Here is a 17673-nt window from a genome sequence, read left to right as displayed (position 1 = left end):
CAGTTCATGTCAGGAAGGCAGGCCATGTTTGCAGCCGAATGCGGCCGTCCAGAGGAGCAAGCACCAATGCTTTTTGCGCACCAACTTGCTGAAGTTTTCTGCAATCATGTTTCTAAAAGCAATCTGAGTTTTCATGCATTGAGAGAAATCGCCTTTGCTCATGCATCCCAATTAAATCAAGCATAGGAGAACAGATCATGACAACCATTCAAGCACCAGCTACTGTCCAATTGGACCGCGCCGCCTGGAACGAACTTTATGCCAAGCGTATTTCTGAGCGCACGGACTTGGATGCCGAGAAAGCTATGCAAACTGCGGATTCGGCTGACGATGCTTTCAACGATGGCGACGACCCGGTTGAGGCCGCTGACGAAGAGTTGACCTATTGGACCAACTGAAGGAAATCGCTGTGCTAGAGCTTTGGACGGTGTACGACAGCCCGGTTGATCTACCAGGGCGCTTTGTGGCCCGCAAGTGGTTGAATCAACCCACGAATGAGCTACTGCAAGACAAGACGCTAGAAGGGTTGCGCGGCAGACTTCCTCAAGGGCTTACGCGCCTGGAGCGCTCACCGCAGGATGATCCCAAGATCGTTGAAACGTGGATTTGAAAGTGATTATTGATCCGGCCCGATGAAGTTTTAAGCCGCATATTTGACGCGCCGATCCTGAAAGTAGGCGATGACACGCTCAGGCGTCTGCTCCAGCATCGTCATATGCTCGGCGGCAGCGTGGCGTAACTTGGCCTTGGTGCGCACTGGCACACGTTTGCTCATCTCCTGCTTCAGGTCCGCATTGAGTCTTTCTTCTGGGTTGAGTTGTGGGCTGTAGCTGGGCAGGTAAAAGAGTTCGATGTGCTCTTTGCGCTCTGCCACCCAAGCCTTGACTACCTTGCTGTGGTGTACCCGTAAGTTATCCAAAATCAGGAACACCTTTTTGCCTGCGTCCTTGATCAGTGCTTGCAGAAACTCGATGAATTTGTCGGCGTCAAAAGACTCCTCAATGATCATCCAGCGGGTCTTGCCCTGGTTGGTGACGGTGGCGATCATGGAGAGTTTTTGGCGTGTACCGCCCACGGCCAGCGCCACGGGTGTTTTGCCTGCCGGTGCATAGCTTCTGCCACGTACATCGGTGTTGGTCAGGGCGGTCTCGTCACCCCAATGAATTTCAGCACCCTCGCGCTTGGCACGTTGCTCTATGCCGGGATATTCACCTTGCAACCAAGCCTGCACCGCTTCAGGGTTTTGTTCGTAGGCGCGTTTGATGGGGCGCTGCGGTGTGAAGCCCCAGCGCGCAAGGTACTTGCCAATGCTGCGTACCTGCAACTTGAGGCCGTATTCCTGTTCGATGAGTTGACCCACTGCGGCTCGACTCCACAGGAAGAAATCCATCTTGAGTTGTTCGGGGCGCTTGTCGATGATGATGCGCTGGATGGCATCTTCCTGGGCCGCACTGAGTACCCGACCATCGCCCTTGGGGCGACCGCGACGGGCTGGCCGTATGGCTGCCCAGTCACCTGCCTCATACCGATCAATCGTGGCTCGTACCGTCGGGTAGCTCAAGCCCGTCAGCTCAACGATCTTCATGATCTTGATGGCCTTCTTGTGCAATCGCACGACTTGCTTGCGCCGCTCGTGGAGTTGCTCCAGGGTTTGGTTTCTTGCGTCTTCTTTTTCCATACGTATTCGACCACGAAAATTATGGAAAGTTCAAACTTATTTGGGCCGAATCAATAAGTTGATTCTTGAATGATGCGGATTAGAAAAACAGGCAACCAACCAATAAGAAAGTAGCAGGTCATCAAATGTGGTTCAAGCTAGCTCCTGATGCATGGCAGACCCTGGGTCTTACCGCTTTGGTGCTGCTGGTTCTCACCGCCCTGGTGTTTGACCTGCGCGAGCGGCGTATTCCCAACACGCTCGTTTTGCTGACCCTGGGCGCAGGCTTGGTTGTCAACCTCATCGGCCCGCAAATTTGGTCAAGTGGTTCCGGGTTGCTGAGCGCCTACCCCGGTGCACTGGGTGCCAAGGGTGCGCTGCTCGGGGCGCTCACCGGCCTGGCCGTCTTTTTGCCTTCTTACCTGCTGCGCGCCATGGGCGCGGGCGATGCCAAGCTGATGGCTGGCATCGGCAGCTTTGTCGGCCCGGCTGCGGCTGTCAATGTGGCGCTGTTCATTCTGGTCGCGGGCGGAATGCTCGCCCTGGTGCGCATGGTCTGGGTCGGCAAAACGCAACTGGTTCTTTTCAATGTGGTCACGGCGCTGGGCCAATGTGTGCCCGGCTCGGTGGCCCGCTTTAACCCAGCCACCCAGTCAGCCGACCGCATGCCCTATGCGCTGGCGATGGCCGCCGGCCTGCTGGCCTATGGCGCCTGGATTTTCAGCGGCCATGCTCCGCTGGTCAATTTCTGAAAGCACACATCATGGATGATCTGTCACACACCGCGGCATCGCTGCTACAGGCTGTGCATCCCGATCCGGCCGAAATGCCGGTGGCCGACGCCGCCAACCTGCCAGCAGCCTTTTTGACCGACCTGGCCTTGCGCCACTTTGCCCGCCTGGGTGAGCTCAAGCTTTACCAGATTTCGCAACACCTGGGCATGGCTGTGCCGGTGGTGGATAGCTTGCTGACGACCATGCGCAAGCTCGGCCTGCTGGAAGTGCCACGCCGTGGCGATCTGGAGGGCGACGTCAGCTACGCCTTGACCGAGACCGGCCAGCGCCTGGCCCGGCTGTCGTTTGAAAAATGCAACTACGTCGGTCCGGCTCCGGTCACCCTGCCCGAATACGTGAGCCGGGTCAGCGAGCAAAGCCGCCACCTGGTGCCGGTGCGGGCTGCGCATCTCAAGCAAGCCATGGGGGACCTGGTGATCGACCCGGCCATGCTGCCCACGCTGGGCAGTGCGCTCAATTCCGGCAAGGCCATTTACCTTTATGGCGACAGTGGCAGCGGCAAGACCTACCTGGCCGAGCACCTCATCAACACGCTGGAGGGCCACATCTGGGTGCCGCACGCGATCTATGTGGCTGGCGAGGTGATTCAGGTGCTGGACCCCATCGTGCATCGGCCAGCGCCCGCACCTGCTGGCGCGGCACCCATGCCCGGCCTGACGCGCGAAAACCCCATTGACGGCCGTTGGGCACTGGTCGAGCGGCCGGTGGTGATTGCCGGTGGCGAGCTCACACTCGACATGCTGGATCTGAACTACGACGCGCACACCCGCCTGCATGTGGCACCGCCGCAAATGAAGGCCAACAACGGCATCTTCGTGATCGACGACTTTGGCCGCCAACGGGTGAGCCCGCACGAGCTGATGAACCGCTGGATCGTGCCGCTGGACCGCCGCGTGGATTACCTGGCGCTCAACACCGGCACCAAGTTCACCGTGCCGTTTGACGTGCACGTGGTTTTTTCGTCCAACCTGGCGCCCGAGGAATTGGTGGACCCGGCCTTTGCCCGACGCCTGGGCTACAAAATTCACATCCTGCCGATGAACGCAGCAGCTTACCGCGCGGTGGTGGCGCAAGCCTGTGCCCGCAGCGGCGTGCCGCCCGACCCGGCCGGCATTGATTACCTGGTCAACACCTTGCACATGCGCAAGCTCCAGCCCTATCTGCCGAGCCTGCCGTTCGATGTCATCAGCAAGATAGCCGACCGCGCCAAGTACCTGGAACAAGCCCCGCGCATGACCCCCGAGGTGCTGGACTGGGCGTGGGCCACTTACTTTGGTGGCAACAGCCTGCCGACGCAGGCCGAAGCCAGCCCGACTTTCAAACTAGGAGATTGAAATGAAGAGCAAACGCGCAATCATCATGCTGGCCCTGTCGGTGCTGCTGGGCATCGCGGCGGTGCTGCTGGCGGCACGCTGGATGGGCCAACAGGCCGCCAGCGACAAAACCACGGTGCTGGTCGCCTCGCGCGACATGGAACTGGGCCAGGCCATCACCCCCACCATGCTGGAGTCGGTGCCGTGGCCGAAAGGTGCGGTGCCCACCGGCGCTTTCGACGACCCCAAGAAGCTGGAGGGACGCGTGGTGCGCATCAGCATCTTCAAGGGCGAGCCGGTGCTGGCACCCAAGCTGGCGCCCGAGGGCACCAAGGCAGGGCTCGATTCAGTGATCAAGGAAGGGCACCGCGCCATCACCGTCAAGGTCAACGAGGTGGTGGGCGTGGCCGGCTTCCTGGCGCCGGGCAGCTTTGTGGATCTGCTGGTGAACTTCAGGGATGAGAAAGACAAACCGATGTCACGGGTGGTGCTGGAGCGCATCATGGTGCTGGCCATTGCGCAAGAGGCCCAGCGGCCTGATGAAACCAAACCCCGGGTGGTGAACGCCGTCACATTGGAAGTCACGCCCGAGCAGGCCGAAAAGATTGACCTGGCACGCAACATCGGCACGCTGTCGCTGATCTTGCGCAACCAGGTCGACACCCAGGACGGCGCCACGACAGGGGTCCATCAGCAAGACCTGTTTGCAGCGCCGGCACCGGTGGCGGTGGTGGCCTCTGCGCCGGCCCCGGTCAAAAAAGTGGTGCAGCGCGCGAAGCCCAGGCCCGTGCCAGCCAAGCCTGTCGAAGAACCCAAGGACCGCGTGGAAGTGATCCGTGGCCTGCAAAAAGCAACCGCTGATTTTTAAGGAAAAGACCATGAAAACCTTGTTACGCCCCCCCATGTTGACCCCCCTTTGGGTGGCACTGGCTGTCTCGCTTGGCGCCCTGACGGCGCAGGCGCAAGCCCCCGCGGTGATCAAAGGCACGACCGCAGCCAAGCCCGCTACGGTGGCTGCTACGTCCGTGGTGGCCGATGCCAGCGCCGACGCGTCCACGGTCGGACCGGCCTTGAACCTGACCATTGGCAAGTCCACCCTGATGCGGCTGCCCTCGGCCATCACGCGCATTTCGGTCGGCAACCCGACCGTGGCTGACGTCACCCTGATCAGCGCCTCCGAGCTTTACCTGCTGGGCAAGACCTATGGCTCGACCAACCTGATGATCTGGCGCAAGGGCGCCGGGCCCACCGCCATCGATGTCAATGTGAACATCGACGTGGCGCGCATGGAGGCCAAGATCCATGAACTGCTGCCCGGCGAGAAAGGCATCACGGTGCGGCCGGCGGCCGACTCGGTCATCCTGACCGGCGTGGTCTCCAGCGCCGTCAAGGCCAAGGCCGCCGAAGACATTGCCAATGCCTTTGTCAGCGACATGAACAAGAGCCTGGTGCTGCCCATCGTGGCCGGCGACACCAAGGTGGCACCCGGCACCAAGCTGCAAATGAGCAGCAGCGGCGGCGCGGGCGGGGCCAAGGTGGTGAACCTCTTGCAGATAGCCGAGGCCCAGCAGGTCATGCTGGAAGTAACGGTGGCAGAGGTGTCGAAGACGCTGATGGACAAGATGGGCGCCAAGTTCAGCGCCACCCGGTCCAATGGCGACTGGATGTATGGCATTGGCTCCAACCTGTTGAGCGGTGGCGCCGGCCTGCTCAGTGCCATCAAGAACAGCACCAACGGCCTCTCCATCGACCTCGAGAAGAACGATGGCCTGATCAAAATCCTGGCCGAACCCAACCTGGTCGCCATCAGCGGCCAGGAGGCCAGCTTCCTGGCGGGCGGCAAGATCTTCATTCCGGTGGCGCGGGCCAATGACGCGACCGGCGGCTCCACCATCACGCTGGAAGAAAAGGAATATGGGGTGGGCGTCAAGTTCACGCCAACGGTACTGGAGGGTGGACGCATCCACCTGAAGGTGGCGCCCGAGGTGTCCGAGCTGTCGCAGACCGGTTCACCGTTCAGCACCATCGGGGGTCAAACGGCCATCTTGCCGAGCTTCACCACCCGCCGGGCGCAAACCTCGGTGCAGTTGATGGACGGTCAAAGCCTGGCCATTGCCGGCCTGATCAAAAACAATGTGACACAAGTCGTGGACCGGGTGCCCGGCCTGGGTGAAGTGCCGGTGCTGGGTGCGCTGTTTCGCAGCAACGAATTTCAGGGCGACCGCAGCGAGCTGATGTTTGTCATCACACCGCGCCTGATCAAGCCGCTCGCCCCCAACTACATCCTGCCCACCGACAGCTACATGCCGCCCAACCGCAGCGAGTTCTATTTCGGTAACAAGCTCGAAGGTTCTGGCCATGAAGAAATTCCGGCCGATCAGCGCAGCGCCCCGGCCCCGGTGGCCCCGATCAATGCCACCGGTGGCATGGAAGTCAAGTAAGGAGCTTCATCATGAAAAACGCACTTTTTCCCACCCGCCTGGCTGGCAAGCTGGCCGCAGCCTCGTGTGCCGCACTGCTGACGGCTTGCGCCGCCACCACGCCCGCGCTGGACGCCAATTTTGGCAACGCCGTGCGCCAGGCGCGCACCGCGCAGACGCTCAACCCGACGGCCTCGGCCAACCGCGACCCGGTGCTCGGCATCGACGGCCGAGCCGGTGCCGCTGCGCAAGAGCGCTACCAGGAATCCTTCAAGTCGCCACCCAGGACGTTTGAAATCACCAACATTGGCGGAGGCCTGAACGGCGACTGACCGCCGGGCGCATCAGCGGGAGCAACAACATGAAGACCGTCACATCCCTGAAACAGAGGCCTTGCCAGCGCCAGCATCAACGAGGCGCGGTGGCCATCATGTTGGGCCTGAGCCTGCTGGTGCTCTTTGGCTTCATGGCCTTGGTATTTGACTTGGGTCGCACTTATGTGGTGCGCACCGAGCTGCAAAACGCGGCCGATGCGGCGGCGCTGGCGGGCGCCAAGGATCTCAACAGAAAGGCCGCAGGCATCTCAAAAGCAATTGCAACGGCAACGGCACTCGGACTGCAAAATAAGACGACCTTCTCATTCAAGAGCGATGCGCGCATCAACATCACGCCTGACATGATCAGCGTTGGAAGTTGCCCGGAAGACGCCTGCATGGTACCGGCCAGCGGAATCACACTTGATGCCGCAGCAGCCGACAAGACGTTCATCAAAGTAGATATCCCATCGGGCAACCTCACCACCTTTTTTGCCCGTGTCTTCGGCAACCAGACGACCCAAACGTTTGGTCGTGCCGTGGCGGGGTTCTATCTGACCGACGTCACGCCCATTGGTATTTGTGCGATTGACACGTTTCGGGGTGGTGCCCGCACGTCTGCAGCGGGAATTGAATTAACCGAATTCGGCTTCCGGCGCGGTGTCTCCTACAACATCATGGAGCTGGGGCCCTTGGGCGGAAGCGGCCAACCCTATTTGCTGAACCCGGTCGATACCTGGGGTGGCCCATCGTGCGACCCGGCGCATTCCTCTGCAAACTACACCGCTCCTTTTGTGTGTCGCGGCACCACTGCCGCCGTTGGCACAGTGCCAGGCTATGTTTATGGCAACACCGGCATTTCTGCAGGACCAATGCAAGTCGCGCTCAATTCCCGGTTCAATATGAACGCCTGTGCTCCGCAGGACGCCAATGTCAAGACTTACGAATTCGGCAACACCAATGCTGGCTTTCCGGCAAGCTGGATGAATCCCGATCCGTCCCGGCAAAGCATCGCGGTCGATAAGGCAACAAACAAACCCATCACAAACCCGAGCTTTGCAGACTACGGCGTGCTTTGGAGCTACAGCCGGGCGGTATCGGCAGTTGGCACATCGCCCACCGCTACGGCTGGCACTGCCTTCACATTGAATGATTGGCCAGACCTTTACGGTGGTGGAGCTGCGGAAAATTACCAGACCGATCCCGCAGCCCCCTACAGCGCAACAGGTGGTGATTACTTCAAAGCGCCTCAAGTCCCGCCAGGCAAGAGAGACCGCCGGGTGCTGAACCTCGCGATTATCAATTGCCCCGCATCAACCGGAACAGGATGCAATTCAACCATCAGGGTTGAAGCCATTGGCAAGTTCTTCATGCAAGTCAAGGCCGATTTGCCCAAATCCATTGACGCTGAATTTGCCGGCTTGGTCGAGCCGCTACCCACCGATATCAGGTTGTACAAATGAACGCCTCAACTGCCAGAAAAATTCCACAGGGACCGCTCATGCGCCCCCTACAGGTCGGCGCGGTAGCAGTCGAGTTCGCGTTTGTGATCGTGATCTTGCTGCTCATCATGGCGGGCATGGTCGAATTTGGCCGCACTTTCTGGTATGCCGATGCGCTGACCAAGGCGACGCGGGATGGCGCACGCGCGATGTCCTCATGGCCGATTGAGTCCATCAGCAGCCAAGGCCTTGATGTGGCACGCGCCATGACCCAAAACAGCGCCAACGCAGCCAACGTCAGCCCGCTTTTGGTGCCAGGAAATGTACAGGTGCAGTGTTTGAACGAAGCGTTTAACGCCGTCGCGTGCACGAATGGCACGCCACCGGCCAACGTCAAAGTCAGCATTACCGGCTTTGCCGTCACGCTGGGCGAATGGTTTCCGTTCATCGGTCAGGACAGCCTGATCAGTCTCGGCAGCATTGCTCTTGCGCCCCACACCACCATGCGCTACATGAATTGAGGTGTGACATGAAAACCCCATCGCTTTCCAACAGCCGGTCCAGCGTTTTTCAGCGTGGCGTCGCTGCGGTCGAACTTGCACTGGTCGCCATTCCATTTTTCCTGCTGCTCTTCGGCGTAATGGAGTTTGGCCGCCTTTTCTACGTTTGGAACACAGCTCAGGAAGTCACCCGCCATGCCGCGCGGCAGGCTGTGGTCACGAATTTCAAGGATAACGCTGCAATGACGGCCATCAGACAATCGGCTGTGTTTCGCGTCAACGCCGGAACCCTGCCAGCAGCTCCCGAGATTTCCGATTTGAACGTCGTCATCCGTTACCTGAATGCCGACCAAAATCAAATAAGTGGTGCAAACATGCCAGCGGATCCTGGCGACAACATTGCGGCCTGCCTCGAGAAAGAAACCAGTTGCATCCGATATGTCGAAGTCTGCTTGAGCTTACCCTTGGCTGCGACAACGACCTGCAGCGAGGGTCAACCCATCCCGTTCCAACCCATGATTGGCCTGTTTGCCACCAGTGGCCCCAATTCAACCAACTTGTTGGGCATCCGCATTCCGCTGTCGACCGTTCGCATGCCAGCCGAAAGCCTTGGCTACAGAGCCCCTTGAGAGGGGAAATTATCATGAACCTCAAAGTCTCCCTACTCTGCTCAAGCATCCAGGAACGCGAAGCGCTGATTGCCTCGCTGGCAAACCTGCCGGAGGTGGAGATCAATGTGCACGTGGGCGATGCCAGGCGCTTGTTGTCGGTGATTCAAAAAGATCGGCCCCATGTGGTACTGCTCAATTTCCCGACGCCAGACCCCGAGGCGTTCGAGCAGATCGAAGCCGCCACGCTGCGGGTGCCTGGCGTCATGGTGCTGCTGGTCAGCCCCGACGCCTCGATCGACCTGCTCAAGAGTGCCATGGAAGCCGGCGTGCGCCACATCCTGCCAGCCCCGCTGAGCAAGGACAGCGTGGTGAGCGCGGTGGACTACTGGCACAAGACTGAGTCCCTGAGCTCGCGCCTGACCGACAACAAGGGCGAGTTGCTGGCATTCCTGAACGCCAAGGGCGGCTCGGGCAGCACCTTCCTGGCCAGCAACCTGGGCTATACGCTGGCCGCAGCGGGCCGAAAGGTGCTGCTGGTGGACTTGAACCTGTTTTTTGGCGACATGCTGGCCAACGTGACCGACCGCAAACCGGGCGCCAGCATTCTGGACCTGGCCCGCCAAAGCGATCTGCTGGATGCGGCCTTGCTGGAGTCCAGCGTGCTGGCCGCGCGCGAAAACCTGTACGTGCTGTCCGCGCCCCTGTTCCCGTACCACATTGAAATTTTGACGCCCAAGATACTGCAGAAAATTCTTGTGCTGGCGCTCAGCCACTACGACTTTGTGATCCTCGATACCGGCCGCACGCTGGACCCGACCACCATCAAGGCGCTTGATCTGTCTGATCGCATTTACCTGGTGCTGCAACTGGCCTTGCCCGCGATTCAGAACGTCAAGCGCATCGAGACGGTGTTTGAAGGTTTGGGCTACGGGCAAAACAAATTGCATGTGGTGGTGAACCGTTACGAAAAAAACGGAAGCATCGCACTGGATGAACTGGAACGCGTCACACAGAACAAGGTGGCACGCACCGTGCCGGCCAGTTATGAGGCGGTGATGGCGTCGATCAATGAAGGCGTGCCCCTGCCGATGTTGTCGCCACGCGATCCGGTCACGCACCTGTTGCAAGCCTGGGCCGCCGACCTGACGCCGGTCACCCTGAAGCCCAAAAAGGGCTGGCTGGCAGCACTGACAGACGGTTTTTAATACCAAGCGAGAAGCATCATGGACCTTAAAAAACAAGCACAGGAGCTCCGGCTGAAATCACCCGCGGGCGCATCGGTCGAGGAGCCCCCTGCCGCCACCTACACGCACTCCGAGTACCACACGCTCAAGGACAGCCTGCACAGCCAGTTGCTGAGCCGGATCGACCTGAATGTGATGAGCGCGATGAAACCCGAGCGGGTGCGCGATGAGCTCGGCCTGCTGGTGGAACGCCTGCTGCAGGACACCGGCGTGGCGCTGAACGCACCGGGGCGCAAGCAACTGGTGCAGGACATCCTGGACGAGATCACCGGTTTGGGGCCACTGGAGCCGCTGCTGGCCGACCCTTCGGTGTCCGACATTTTGGTGAATGGTGCGCACCAGGTGTACGTGGAGCGCGGCGGCAAGCTGCAAAAGACCGATGTGTCCTTTTCCGACGACGACCACCTGATGAAGATCATCGACAAGATCGTGTCGCGCGTGGGTCGACGCGTGGATGAGTCGAGCCCGATGGTGGATGCGCGCCTGCCCGACGGTTCGCGGGTCAACGCGATCATCCCGCCCCTGGCACTCGATGGCCCGCTGCTCTCCATTCGCCGCTTTGCCGTGGTGCCGCTGACCATGAACGACCTGCTGGAAAAACACGCGCTGACACCGGTGCTGGGGCAGCTGCTGGCGGCCATGGTCCGCGCCAAGATGAACATCCTGATCTCGGGCGGTACCGGCACCGGCAAGACGACGCTGTTGAACGTGCTGTCTGCGTCGATTCCGCACAGCGAACGCATTGTGACGATTGAAGACGCCGCCGAGCTGCAACTGCAACAGCCTCACGTGGTGCGGCTGGAAACACGCCCGCCCAATATCGAAGGCAAGGGCGAGGTGAGTCAGCGGGCACTGGTGCGCAACAGCCTGCGCATGCGGCCCGACCGCATCATCGTGGGCGAGGTGCGTGGCGCCGAAGTGCTGGACATGATGCAGGCCATGAACACCGGCCACGAAGGCTCCATGGCCACGGTGCACGCCAACTCGCCGCGCGACGCGCTGACCCGACTGGAGAACATGGCGGGTTATGGTGGTGTTGCCATGCCGCAGGATGCAATGCGCCAGCAGATCAGCTCGGCCATCATGGCGGTGATCCAGATTGCCCGGCTGAACGACGGACGCCGCAAGATCATCAGCCTGCAGGAAATCAACGGCTTGGAGGGCGACATCATCACCATGCAGGAAATCTACCGATTTACCCAGACCGGCATTGCGCCTGACGGCACCGTGCAGGGCCACTTCAGGGCCACCGGCGTGCGACCCAAGTTCATGGATCGACTGAAGGCCTATGGCCTTGAGGTGCCGGACGAAGCCTTTGACCCCACCCTTATTTACGAGTGACATCATGGACTACAGTTTTTCACTGCTCTTGATCCTCGGTTTTGTGGCGGTGGTGCTGCTGATCGAAGGACTCTTTGTTTACTGGAACGACACCCGAAGTCCGGAAGTACGCCGGGTGGCGCAGCGCTTGCGCGCTATTTCTGCCGAAGGCCAAACAGAGGGCGCGGCAAAATTGTTCAAGGAACGGGTGCTGAGCAACACGCCAGCCCTGCAACGCGTGTTGCTGATGCTGCCGCGGGTTCACCACCTGGACCGGCTGTTGATGCAGGCCGGCAGCGCCAGCACAGTGTCGCACCTGCTGGCGGCATCCAGCATGCTGGTGCTGGTGGGACTGGTGGCGGGCTTGGTGTTGCATTGGCCCATCGTCATGATTTTTCTGGTGGTCGTGCTGCTGGCGCTGCTGCCCTGGTTCCGGCTGGCTTGGCTGCGCAGCAAGCGGCTGCACAAGATCGAGGCGCAGTTGCCCGACGCCATGGGCCTGATCGCCCGGGCGCTTCGTGCAGGCCATGCCTTTCCGTCGGCCTTGAGCATGTTGGGCGCCGAAGGCCAGGAACCGATTGCCGGCGAGTTCAAGATCACCTCCGATGAAATCAGCTACGGCATCGCGGTGGACACCGCCCTGAACAACCTGGCCACCCGTGTGCCAAGCCCGGACGTACGCTACTTTGTGATGGCGGTGATCATCCAGCGGGAAACGGGGGGGAATCTGGCCGAGTTGCTGGACAAACTGGCCGAGCTGGTGCGCGAACGCTTCAAACTGTTTGCCAAGGTGCGGGTGCTGGCGGCAGAAGGCAAACTGTCGGCGTGGATTCTGACCGGGCTGCCCTTCTGCGTGGCGGGTGCGGTGCAGATTTTGAACCCGAAATACCTGTCGGTGCTGTTCACCGACGCGGTTGGCATCAGTCTGGTGATTGGCGCGCTGATCATGATGGTCATCGGCATTTTTGCCATGTGGCGAATCATCGACATCCGGATCTGAGGTGCGATCATGAACATGCAAATTGTGATTCTGGTCCTGATCTTTTTGGCAGTCACCGGGCTGGCAATGGGCGCAACACTTTGGTTCGGTCGCGACCCGGCGCTGCGACAGCGCCTGAACCAGCTGGTGAACCCGGAGAGCAAGGGCGAAAAGAGCCTGATTGCCGGCAGCGAATGGCAGGCCAGGGTGATCAAGGCCGTGGGCCCCATGGCCAAGCTGTCCACGCCCAAGGTGGGCTGGGATGAGTCCAGCCTGCGCGTGCGCTTCATGCAGGCCGGGCTGCGCGAGACCGCGTGGCCCGCCATTTACTTTGCCGCCAAGACCGTGCTGGCGCTGCTGTGGCCAGGCTTGTTTGTGCTGTACCAGGGCCTGAGCGCCATGCAGATGACCGCGACCAACACGATCCTGGTGTTGGTGCTATTGACCGCCCTGGGTTACTACCTGCCCAATGTGCTGTTGGCCAACCTCATCAAGCACCGCAAGCGCGAGGTCGAGGACGCCCTGCCCGACGCGCTGGACATGATGCTGGTCTGCGTGGAGGCCGGCCTGGGGCTGGACGCCGCCATGAACCGTGCCGCCAGCGAGATCGGCTTGCGCAGCGAAGCCATGGCGGACGAACTCAACCTGGTGGCGCTGGAGCTGCGCATGGGCGTCAAGCGCGACCAGGCCTTGCGCAACATGGCCTTGCGCACCGGGGTGGACGACGTGGCGTCGTTCGTGGCCATGCTGGTGCAGGCAGACCGCTTTGGTACCAACGTGGCCGACGCGCTGCGCATCGAAGCCGAGACCATGCGCACGCACCGGCGCCTGCGGGCCGAAGAACGGGCAGCAAAAATTCCGCTCAAATTGCTGTTCCCGCTGATCTTTTTCATCTTTCCGTCGCTGATGCTGGTGCTGTTGGGCCCGGCCATGATCAGCATTTACCGCGTGCTGCTGCCCACCATGAGTGGTGGCTGAGCCGGGTTCATTTGTCAAGGAGTCTGTCATGAAATTCAAGCTGAACGCCCTGGCCTCGGTGGTGATGCTGGGCGCGCTGCTGGGCTGTGCCCCGCTGAAACCAGGCGCTCCGTTGGCGGGTAGCGCGGCGACACCCGCGCGTGGCCAGGCCAGCACAGTGCCGGTGAAGGTGGCGCAGGCCAGTGCCGTCACTGCGCAGACGCCTTCCAGTGACGCGTTTTACACCCTGGGCCTGAGCGCGCATGGTGCCGGGCAAACCGCGCTGGCGGGCCAGTACTACGTGCGCGCCCTGGAACTGGCGCCTGAGCATGCGGGTGCCCTCAACGGGCTGGCCGTGGTTTACGCGCAGTCTGAGCGCACCGACGAGGCGCTCAAGCTCTTTGCCCGCGCCAGCGCGCTGGCACCCGGTGCCGCCCATGTGCACAACAACGCCGGCTACGCCCTGCTGCGCGCCAACCGCCTTGACGAGGCTGAAGTCGCCCTGGGCAAGGCGCGCGACCTCGACCCGGCCAATGCACAAACGCAGCAAAACCTGACATTACTGGCCAGTGCAAAAGCCAGGCAAGCGCCTGCGGTTGCAGCGCTGTCATCCGAAACCGGGGACCAGGACGGGCCGCGCCTGGTGAGGGTGGCGCCGAATGTGTTTGAGTTGCAGGCGCCGACCCATGCGGCCGCCCAAGCAAGCGAACCGGCTCGGGAAACCACCGCGCCCTCGGCCCAAGTGAGTGCCCCGGGTGCGACCCTGAGTGGTGTGCGCCTGGAAGTGTCCAACGGGGTTGGTATCCGAAGGCTGGCGCGGCGCACCGCGGACCGGCTGGCAAGCGAAGGCGTGACAACCGCCCGCTTGACCAATGCCCGACCCTACCGGCAGCTGAAAACCGAGATCCAGTATGTGAACGGCCAGGCCCTGGCGGCGCAGGCGCTGCAGTCGCGCATGCCGGTGGCCACACAAGCCGTGGCCGCCAAGCGCTTGAATGCGTGTGTCCAGCTGCGTCTGGTGCTGGGCCATGACATGGCCGGCCAGGCCATTGCCGCCTGGCTCGATGCAGAAGAAAAACAGCAGCTGGCCGTCAGTGCGCCAGGGGGCTGGCGCTGGAGTTGACAGGCCCGGGCGCTTCAGCCTGAGACTCTTCCAGCAACCACTGGCGAAAGGCCTGCACCGCCGGCCGCCTGACAATGGACTCGGCAACGACCAGATGGTAGGCATGGTTCTGGACCACGGCGATGTCAAAGGGCGCCACCAACCGGCCCTGGGCCAAAGCGTTGGCCACCAGCGGCCGGGACGCCAGGGCCACCCCCAGACCGTCCAGCGCAGCCACATAGGCCATGCCGGCATCGCCAAAGTGTGGTCCGGCCCGGGTGTCAACACCGCTCACACCGGCCAGCCGGAACCATTCATCCCAGCCCGGGCCAATGCGGTCACCCGCGCCATCGTCATGCAGCAGCACCTGGTGGCGCATGTCAGCCGGCACGCGCAGCGGTGGCTCGGCCGCCAGCAGCTTCGGGCTGCACACGGCAATGTAATCCGAGCCAAACATGCGGTCCACGTGGTAGCCCGGGTAGCTGCCACCGCCAAAGCGGATCTCCACCAACGAGTCTTCCGGGCGCAAGTCTGCTGGCTCGGATGCGGCAGCGCCAACGGTTTGATTACCGTCGATGGTGCTGAGCGAGCGGATCACATGCAAGTTCAGTGACGGTTGCGCCACGGCAAAGCGGCGCAGCCGGGGCACCAGCCAACGGGTGGCAAAAGAAGGTGGCACCACCACGACCAGGCGCCCCTGCTCAGCATGTGCATGGGCACTTTCCACCGCAGCGGCAAAGCATTCCAGCCCCTCGCGCACCTTGGGCAGCATGGCCTCGCCCTGGGGCGTGAGCGCCAGCGCTCGGGTCAGCCGGTCAAACAGCGGCAAGCCCAGGGATTCTTCCAGCAGCTTGATCTGGTGGCTCACCGCCGTCGGTGTGACCGACAACTCCAGCGCCGCATTCTTGAAGCTGAGGTGACGCGCCGCCGCTTCAAAAGCACGCAGTGCATTCAAGGGGGGCAGGCGGTACGTCATGGATGAGTTTTTGTCAGGTGTCGCATGAGAATTGATCGTTTGCTGCATTGCAGCATCAAAGCTATCGTAGCACCGTGTCCTCAAGAGGGGCATTTATTTAGCAAAAGGAAGCAACATCATGGAATACAGTTACGCCGATATCGAGGCCAGCATCCGTCGCGCACAGGCGTTGCGCGCCCAGGCTCTGGCTGACTTTCTTTCAGTTGCGTACTCAAAAAGCGCGCAGTGGATCAGTGGTCTGATCGAGCACAAGGTGCAGCGGGCAGCCGCGGCCGCCAGGTCGTCGACCAGCCCGGTGTTCTGAGCTGAACACGTCACGGGTACCTGCATGAAAGCCTTTTTCAGCCTGGTGAATTTTGTGGTGGGCATGTTGGCCGTGCTGATCGGCCTGGGGAATTTTTTGTTCATCTCCCACAACCCGTCGGCAGCGGTCACCGGCGCGGTGACCGTGGTGGTGGGCGCCACCCTTGTCTTTCTGGCTACCGGGGCCATGTTCAGCAGCGCCAAGCGCTGACCGTTCGAATATTTGTGGGACACCAGCCCCACATCGGGGAAACCCTTGTGCCAACAGGGGAATGACTGTGATACAAATATCGCTTCATTCTTATGCCCTGATGCCATGGACCTTCCCGCCTTTTTAGCCCTGCAGAGCCAGGTCTTGTGGGCCGCCTTCGCGGTGTCCTTCGGCTTTGGCGCCATCGCCCAGCGCACCAACTTCTGCACCATGGGCGCCATCAGCGACATCTACAACATGGGCAGCTGGACCCGCATGCGCATGTGGGGCATGGCGGTGGGTGTCGCCATGATCGGCTTCTACCTGATGGCCTGGCTGGGCCTGATCAATGCCTCGCAAACCATTTATGCCTCGGCCCGTGTGCTCTGGCTGTCGGCGCTGGTGGGTGGCGCCCTGTTCGGTCTGGGCATGGTGCTGGCCTCGGGTTGTGGCAGCAAAACGCTGGTGCGCATCGGCGAGGGCAACCTGAAGTCGCTGGTGGTGTTCTTCGTGATGGGCGTGGCAGCCTTTGCCACCATGCGTGGCATGACCGCCCTGCTGCGCGGCAGTTCGGTTGACCTGGTGTCTTTTGAGATCAGCCCGGGCAATGCCGTGCCCGCCTGGCTCTCAGCCATGCTTGGCCTCAACGTCGGCAGTACCGGCCTGGTCTTGGCGCTGCTGGTGGGCGGTGGCCTGGTGCTCTGGGCGCTGTGGGACGCCGAGTTCAGGTCGTCGGGCAACAACCTGCTGGCCGGGCTGGGCATCGGGGCGGTGATTGCCGCCATGTGGTGGATCATCGGCCATCTGGGGTATGTGGCGGAGCACCCGGAAACGCTGGAGCCAGTTTACCTGGGCACCGCCGGCGGCGCCCTGCAGGCCCTCAGTTTCACCTCGCCGATGGCGCGCACACTCGAATGGGTCATCTTTTTCGACCCGTCCAAAGTACTGTCGCTGGGCGTGGTGTCGGTATTTGGCGTGGTGCTGGGGGCACTGGCCTATGCGCTGTACAAGCGCAGCTTTCATTGGGAAGGTTTTCGCGGCACCCAGGACACCGCCCTGCACATCATTGGCGCGGCCTGCATGGGCATTGGCGGCGTCACCGCCGGTGGCTGCACCGTGGGCCAGGGCCTGTCGGGCCTGTCCACCCTGAGCGTGACCAGCATGATTGCGGTGCTGGGCATTGTGCTTGGCGCCATTGGGGGCTTGCGCCTGCAGATGTGGCTGCTGATGCGCGAGTGAAACCCCAAGTGCCCCCTCATTCCATTCAAAAATCAACGACACCCGGAGGAAATCGCATGCAGATTGACAAAGAGCTGGACGCCCGCGGCCTGAACTGCCCCCTGCCCCTGATGAAAACCAAGAAAACCCTGACCGACATGCAGGTGGGCCAAGTGCTGCGCGTGGTGGCCACCGACTCGGGTTCGGTACACGACATGCTGGCTTTCACCAAAAAAGCCGGCCACGAGATGCTGGAGCAGCAAAACGTTGGCAAGGACTACATCCACGTGATTCGCCGCGGCTCCTGAAACCTTGCGGGTCAGACCACTCGCA

General features: G+C 61.4%; 22 protein-coding genes. 20 read left to right on the top strand and 2 right to left on the bottom strand.

Annotated elements, in window-relative coordinates:
* The 3 genes from Q7U49_RS16010 to Q7U49_RS16000 all read left to right on the top strand — a co-directional run.
* A partial coding sequence (locus tag Q7U49_RS16010) for a hypothetical protein (RefSeq protein WP_304766010.1) occupies positions 1 to 186 on the top strand: 186 nt, incomplete at its 5' end.
* Positions 187 to 197: 11 nt separating this feature from the next.
* Positions 198 to 398 (top strand): hypothetical protein, encoded by a 201-nt coding sequence (locus Q7U49_RS16005; RefSeq protein WP_304766008.1) that lies wholly within the window; start codon positions 198 to 200, stop codon positions 396 to 398.
* On the top strand, positions 386 to 610 hold the full coding sequence (locus Q7U49_RS16000) for a hypothetical protein (protein ID WP_304766005.1): 225 nt from the start codon (positions 386 to 388) through the stop codon (positions 608 to 610). The genes Q7U49_RS16005 and Q7U49_RS16000 overlap by 13 nt, the downstream gene beginning before the upstream one ends.
* Positions 611 to 640: 30 nt before the next feature.
* Here Q7U49_RS16000 and Q7U49_RS15995 read toward each other — a convergent pair whose 3' ends face one another.
* The gene (locus tag Q7U49_RS15995) at positions 641 to 1678 is read right to left on the bottom strand and encodes an IS630 family transposase (protein WP_304766002.1); all 1038 of its coding nucleotides are present in this window, start codon (positions 1676 to 1678) and stop codon (positions 641 to 643) included.
* A gap of 125 nt (positions 1679 to 1803) precedes the next feature.
* Between Q7U49_RS15995 and Q7U49_RS15990 the strand changes: the two genes are divergently transcribed.
* Genes Q7U49_RS15990 through Q7U49_RS15930 form a run of 13 tightly spaced genes read left to right on the top strand, consistent with a single transcriptional unit; the run spans position 1804 to position 14674 of the window.
* Positions 1804 to 2409, top strand: coding sequence for a prepilin peptidase (locus Q7U49_RS15990; RefSeq protein WP_304766000.1), 606 nt, complete (start codon positions 1804 to 1806; stop codon positions 2407 to 2409).
* An 11-nt stretch (positions 2410 to 2420) separates the two neighbouring features.
* Positions 2421 to 3785 carry an ATP-binding protein gene (locus Q7U49_RS15985; RefSeq protein ID WP_304765997.1) on the top strand — a complete coding sequence of 455 codons (1365 nt, stop codon included), beginning with the start codon at positions 2421 to 2423 and terminating at the stop codon, positions 3783 to 3785.
* Position 3786: 1 nt separating this feature from the next.
* Complete coding sequence (gene cpaB / locus Q7U49_RS15980) at positions 3787 to 4632, top strand: Flp pilus assembly protein CpaB (protein ID WP_304765994.1); 846 nt, start codon at positions 3787 to 3789, stop codon at positions 4630 to 4632.
* Positions 4633 to 4642: 10 nt separating this feature from the next.
* Entirely contained in the window at positions 4643 to 6205 is a 1563-nt protein-coding gene (locus tag Q7U49_RS15975; protein ID WP_304765992.1) for a type II and III secretion system protein family protein, read from the top strand.
* A gap of 11 nt (positions 6206 to 6216) precedes the next feature.
* Positions 6217 to 6516, top strand: a complete 300-nt coding sequence (locus Q7U49_RS15970) for a hypothetical protein (protein ID WP_304765989.1) — start codon at positions 6217 to 6219, stop codon at positions 6514 to 6516.
* Positions 6517 to 6545: 29 nt separating this feature from the next.
* Positions 6546 to 7961 (top strand): pilus assembly protein TadG-related protein, encoded by a 1416-nt coding sequence (locus tag Q7U49_RS15965; protein ID WP_304765986.1) that lies wholly within the window; start codon positions 6546 to 6548, stop codon positions 7959 to 7961.
* Between the two features lie 38 nt (positions 7962 to 7999).
* A complete protein-coding gene (locus Q7U49_RS15960; protein ID WP_304765983.1) occupies positions 8000 to 8461 on the top strand; it encodes a TadE/TadG family type IV pilus assembly protein in 462 nt (153 codons plus the stop codon).
* An 8-nt stretch (positions 8462 to 8469) separates the two neighbouring features.
* A complete protein-coding gene (locus Q7U49_RS15955; RefSeq protein WP_304765980.1) occupies positions 8470 to 9069 on the top strand; it encodes a TadE/TadG family type IV pilus assembly protein in 600 nt (199 codons plus the stop codon).
* A 14-nt stretch (positions 9070 to 9083) separates the two neighbouring features.
* On the top strand, positions 9084 to 10256 hold the full coding sequence (locus Q7U49_RS15950) for an AAA family ATPase (protein WP_304765977.1): 1173 nt from the start codon (positions 9084 to 9086) through the stop codon (positions 10254 to 10256).
* An 18-nt stretch (positions 10257 to 10274) separates the two neighbouring features.
* On the top strand, positions 10275 to 11636 hold the full coding sequence (locus Q7U49_RS15945; protein ID WP_304765974.1) for a CpaF family protein: 1362 nt from the start codon (positions 10275 to 10277) through the stop codon (positions 11634 to 11636).
* Between the two features lie 4 nt (positions 11637 to 11640).
* Entirely contained in the window at positions 11641 to 12615 is a 975-nt protein-coding gene (locus Q7U49_RS15940; protein ID WP_304765971.1) for a type II secretion system F family protein, read from the top strand.
* A gap of 9 nt (positions 12616 to 12624) precedes the next feature.
* Positions 12625 to 13572, top strand: a complete 948-nt coding sequence (locus tag Q7U49_RS15935) for a type II secretion system F family protein (RefSeq protein ID WP_304765969.1) — start codon at positions 12625 to 12627, stop codon at positions 13570 to 13572.
* Between the two features lie 28 nt (positions 13573 to 13600).
* Entirely contained in the window at positions 13601 to 14674 is a 1074-nt protein-coding gene (locus Q7U49_RS15930) for a LytR C-terminal domain-containing protein (RefSeq protein WP_304765966.1), read from the top strand.
* Here Q7U49_RS15930 and gcvA read toward each other — a convergent pair.
* Positions 14643 to 15629 (bottom strand): transcriptional regulator GcvA, encoded by a 987-nt coding sequence (gene gcvA, locus Q7U49_RS15925; protein ID WP_304765964.1) that lies wholly within the window; start codon positions 15627 to 15629, stop codon positions 14643 to 14645. The genes Q7U49_RS15930 and gcvA overlap by 32 nt on opposite strands.
* A 118-nt stretch (positions 15630 to 15747) precedes the next feature.
* Here gcvA and Q7U49_RS15920 point away from each other — a divergent pair, with 118 nt between their 5' ends.
* From Q7U49_RS15920 to Q7U49_RS15905, 4 genes are all read left to right on the top strand, one after another.
* Positions 15748 to 15933 carry a hypothetical protein gene (locus Q7U49_RS15920; RefSeq protein WP_304765961.1) on the top strand — a complete coding sequence of 62 codons (186 nt, stop codon included), beginning with the start codon at positions 15748 to 15750 and terminating at the stop codon, positions 15931 to 15933.
* A gap of 24 nt (positions 15934 to 15957) precedes the next feature.
* On the top strand, positions 15958 to 16143 hold the full coding sequence (locus Q7U49_RS15915) for a hypothetical protein (RefSeq protein ID WP_304765959.1): 186 nt from the start codon (positions 15958 to 15960) through the stop codon (positions 16141 to 16143).
* Between the two features lie 105 nt (positions 16144 to 16248).
* Positions 16249 to 17361, top strand: a complete 1113-nt coding sequence (locus tag Q7U49_RS15910; RefSeq protein WP_304765956.1) for a YeeE/YedE family protein — start codon at positions 16249 to 16251, stop codon at positions 17359 to 17361.
* 56 nt (positions 17362 to 17417) lie between these two features.
* The gene (locus Q7U49_RS15905; protein WP_304765953.1) at positions 17418 to 17648 is read left to right on the top strand and encodes a sulfurtransferase TusA family protein; all 231 of its coding nucleotides are present in this window, start codon (positions 17418 to 17420) and stop codon (positions 17646 to 17648) included.
* The last annotated feature ends 25 nt before the right edge of the window (positions 17649 to 17673 follow it).

Origin of the sequence: Rhodoferax sp. (assembly GCF_030653815.1) — a bacterium.
GTDB lineage: Bacteria > Pseudomonadota > Gammaproteobacteria > Burkholderiales > Burkholderiaceae_C > Rhodoferax.
This window is presented reverse-complemented; position numbering and strand designations above follow the sequence as displayed.

What these genes read in the sequence shown, in the direction of transcription:
- Q7U49_RS15915 (WP_304765959.1), top strand. Translation starts at nt 15,958, where the DNA reads ATGAAAGCCTTTTTCAGCCTGGTGAATTTTGTGGTGGGCATGTTGGCC.
- Q7U49_RS15960 (WP_304765983.1), top strand. Translation starts at nt 8,000, where the DNA reads ATGCGCCCCCTACAGGTCGGCGCGGTAGCAGTCGAGTTCGCGTTTGTG.
- Q7U49_RS16005 (WP_304766008.1), top strand. Translation starts at nt 198, where the DNA reads ATGACAACCATTCAAGCACCAGCTACTGTCCAATTGGACCGCGCCGCC.
- Q7U49_RS15940 (WP_304765971.1), top strand. Translation starts at nt 11,641, where the DNA reads ATGGACTACAGTTTTTCACTGCTCTTGATCCTCGGTTTTGTGGCGGTG.
- Q7U49_RS15990 (WP_304766000.1), top strand. Translation starts at nt 1,804, where the DNA reads ATGTGGTTCAAGCTAGCTCCTGATGCATGGCAGACCCTGGGTCTTACC.
- Q7U49_RS15930 (WP_304765966.1), top strand. Translation starts at nt 13,601, where the DNA reads ATGAAATTCAAGCTGAACGCCCTGGCCTCGGTGGTGATGCTGGGCGCG.
- Q7U49_RS15985 (WP_304765997.1), top strand. Translation starts at nt 2,421, where the DNA reads ATGGATGATCTGTCACACACCGCGGCATCGCTGCTACAGGCTGTGCAT.
- gcvA (WP_304765964.1), bottom strand. Translation starts at nt 15,629, where the DNA reads ATGACGTACCGCCTGCCCCCCTTGAATGCACTGCGTGCTTTTGAAGCG.
- Q7U49_RS15955 (WP_304765980.1), top strand. Translation starts at nt 8,470, where the DNA reads ATGAAAACCCCATCGCTTTCCAACAGCCGGTCCAGCGTTTTTCAGCGT.
- Q7U49_RS15995 (WP_304766002.1), bottom strand. Translation starts at nt 1,678, where the DNA reads ATGGAAAAAGAAGACGCAAGAAACCAAACCCTGGAGCAACTCCACGAG.
- Q7U49_RS15945 (WP_304765974.1), top strand. Translation starts at nt 10,275, where the DNA reads ATGGACCTTAAAAAACAAGCACAGGAGCTCCGGCTGAAATCACCCGCG.
- Q7U49_RS15920 (WP_304765961.1), top strand. Translation starts at nt 15,748, where the DNA reads ATGGAATACAGTTACGCCGATATCGAGGCCAGCATCCGTCGCGCACAG.
- Q7U49_RS15970 (WP_304765989.1), top strand. Translation starts at nt 6,217, where the DNA reads ATGAAAAACGCACTTTTTCCCACCCGCCTGGCTGGCAAGCTGGCCGCA.
- Q7U49_RS15910 (WP_304765956.1), top strand. Translation starts at nt 16,249, where the DNA reads ATGGACCTTCCCGCCTTTTTAGCCCTGCAGAGCCAGGTCTTGTGGGCC.
- Q7U49_RS15905 (WP_304765953.1), top strand. Translation starts at nt 17,418, where the DNA reads ATGCAGATTGACAAAGAGCTGGACGCCCGCGGCCTGAACTGCCCCCTG.
- Q7U49_RS15965 (WP_304765986.1), top strand. Translation starts at nt 6,546, where the DNA reads ATGAAGACCGTCACATCCCTGAAACAGAGGCCTTGCCAGCGCCAGCAT.
- Q7U49_RS15950 (WP_304765977.1), top strand. Translation starts at nt 9,084, where the DNA reads ATGAACCTCAAAGTCTCCCTACTCTGCTCAAGCATCCAGGAACGCGAA.
- Q7U49_RS15935 (WP_304765969.1), top strand. Translation starts at nt 12,625, where the DNA reads ATGAACATGCAAATTGTGATTCTGGTCCTGATCTTTTTGGCAGTCACC.
- cpaB (WP_304765994.1), top strand. Translation starts at nt 3,787, where the DNA reads ATGAAGAGCAAACGCGCAATCATCATGCTGGCCCTGTCGGTGCTGCTG.
- Q7U49_RS15975 (WP_304765992.1), top strand. Translation starts at nt 4,643, where the DNA reads ATGAAAACCTTGTTACGCCCCCCCATGTTGACCCCCCTTTGGGTGGCA.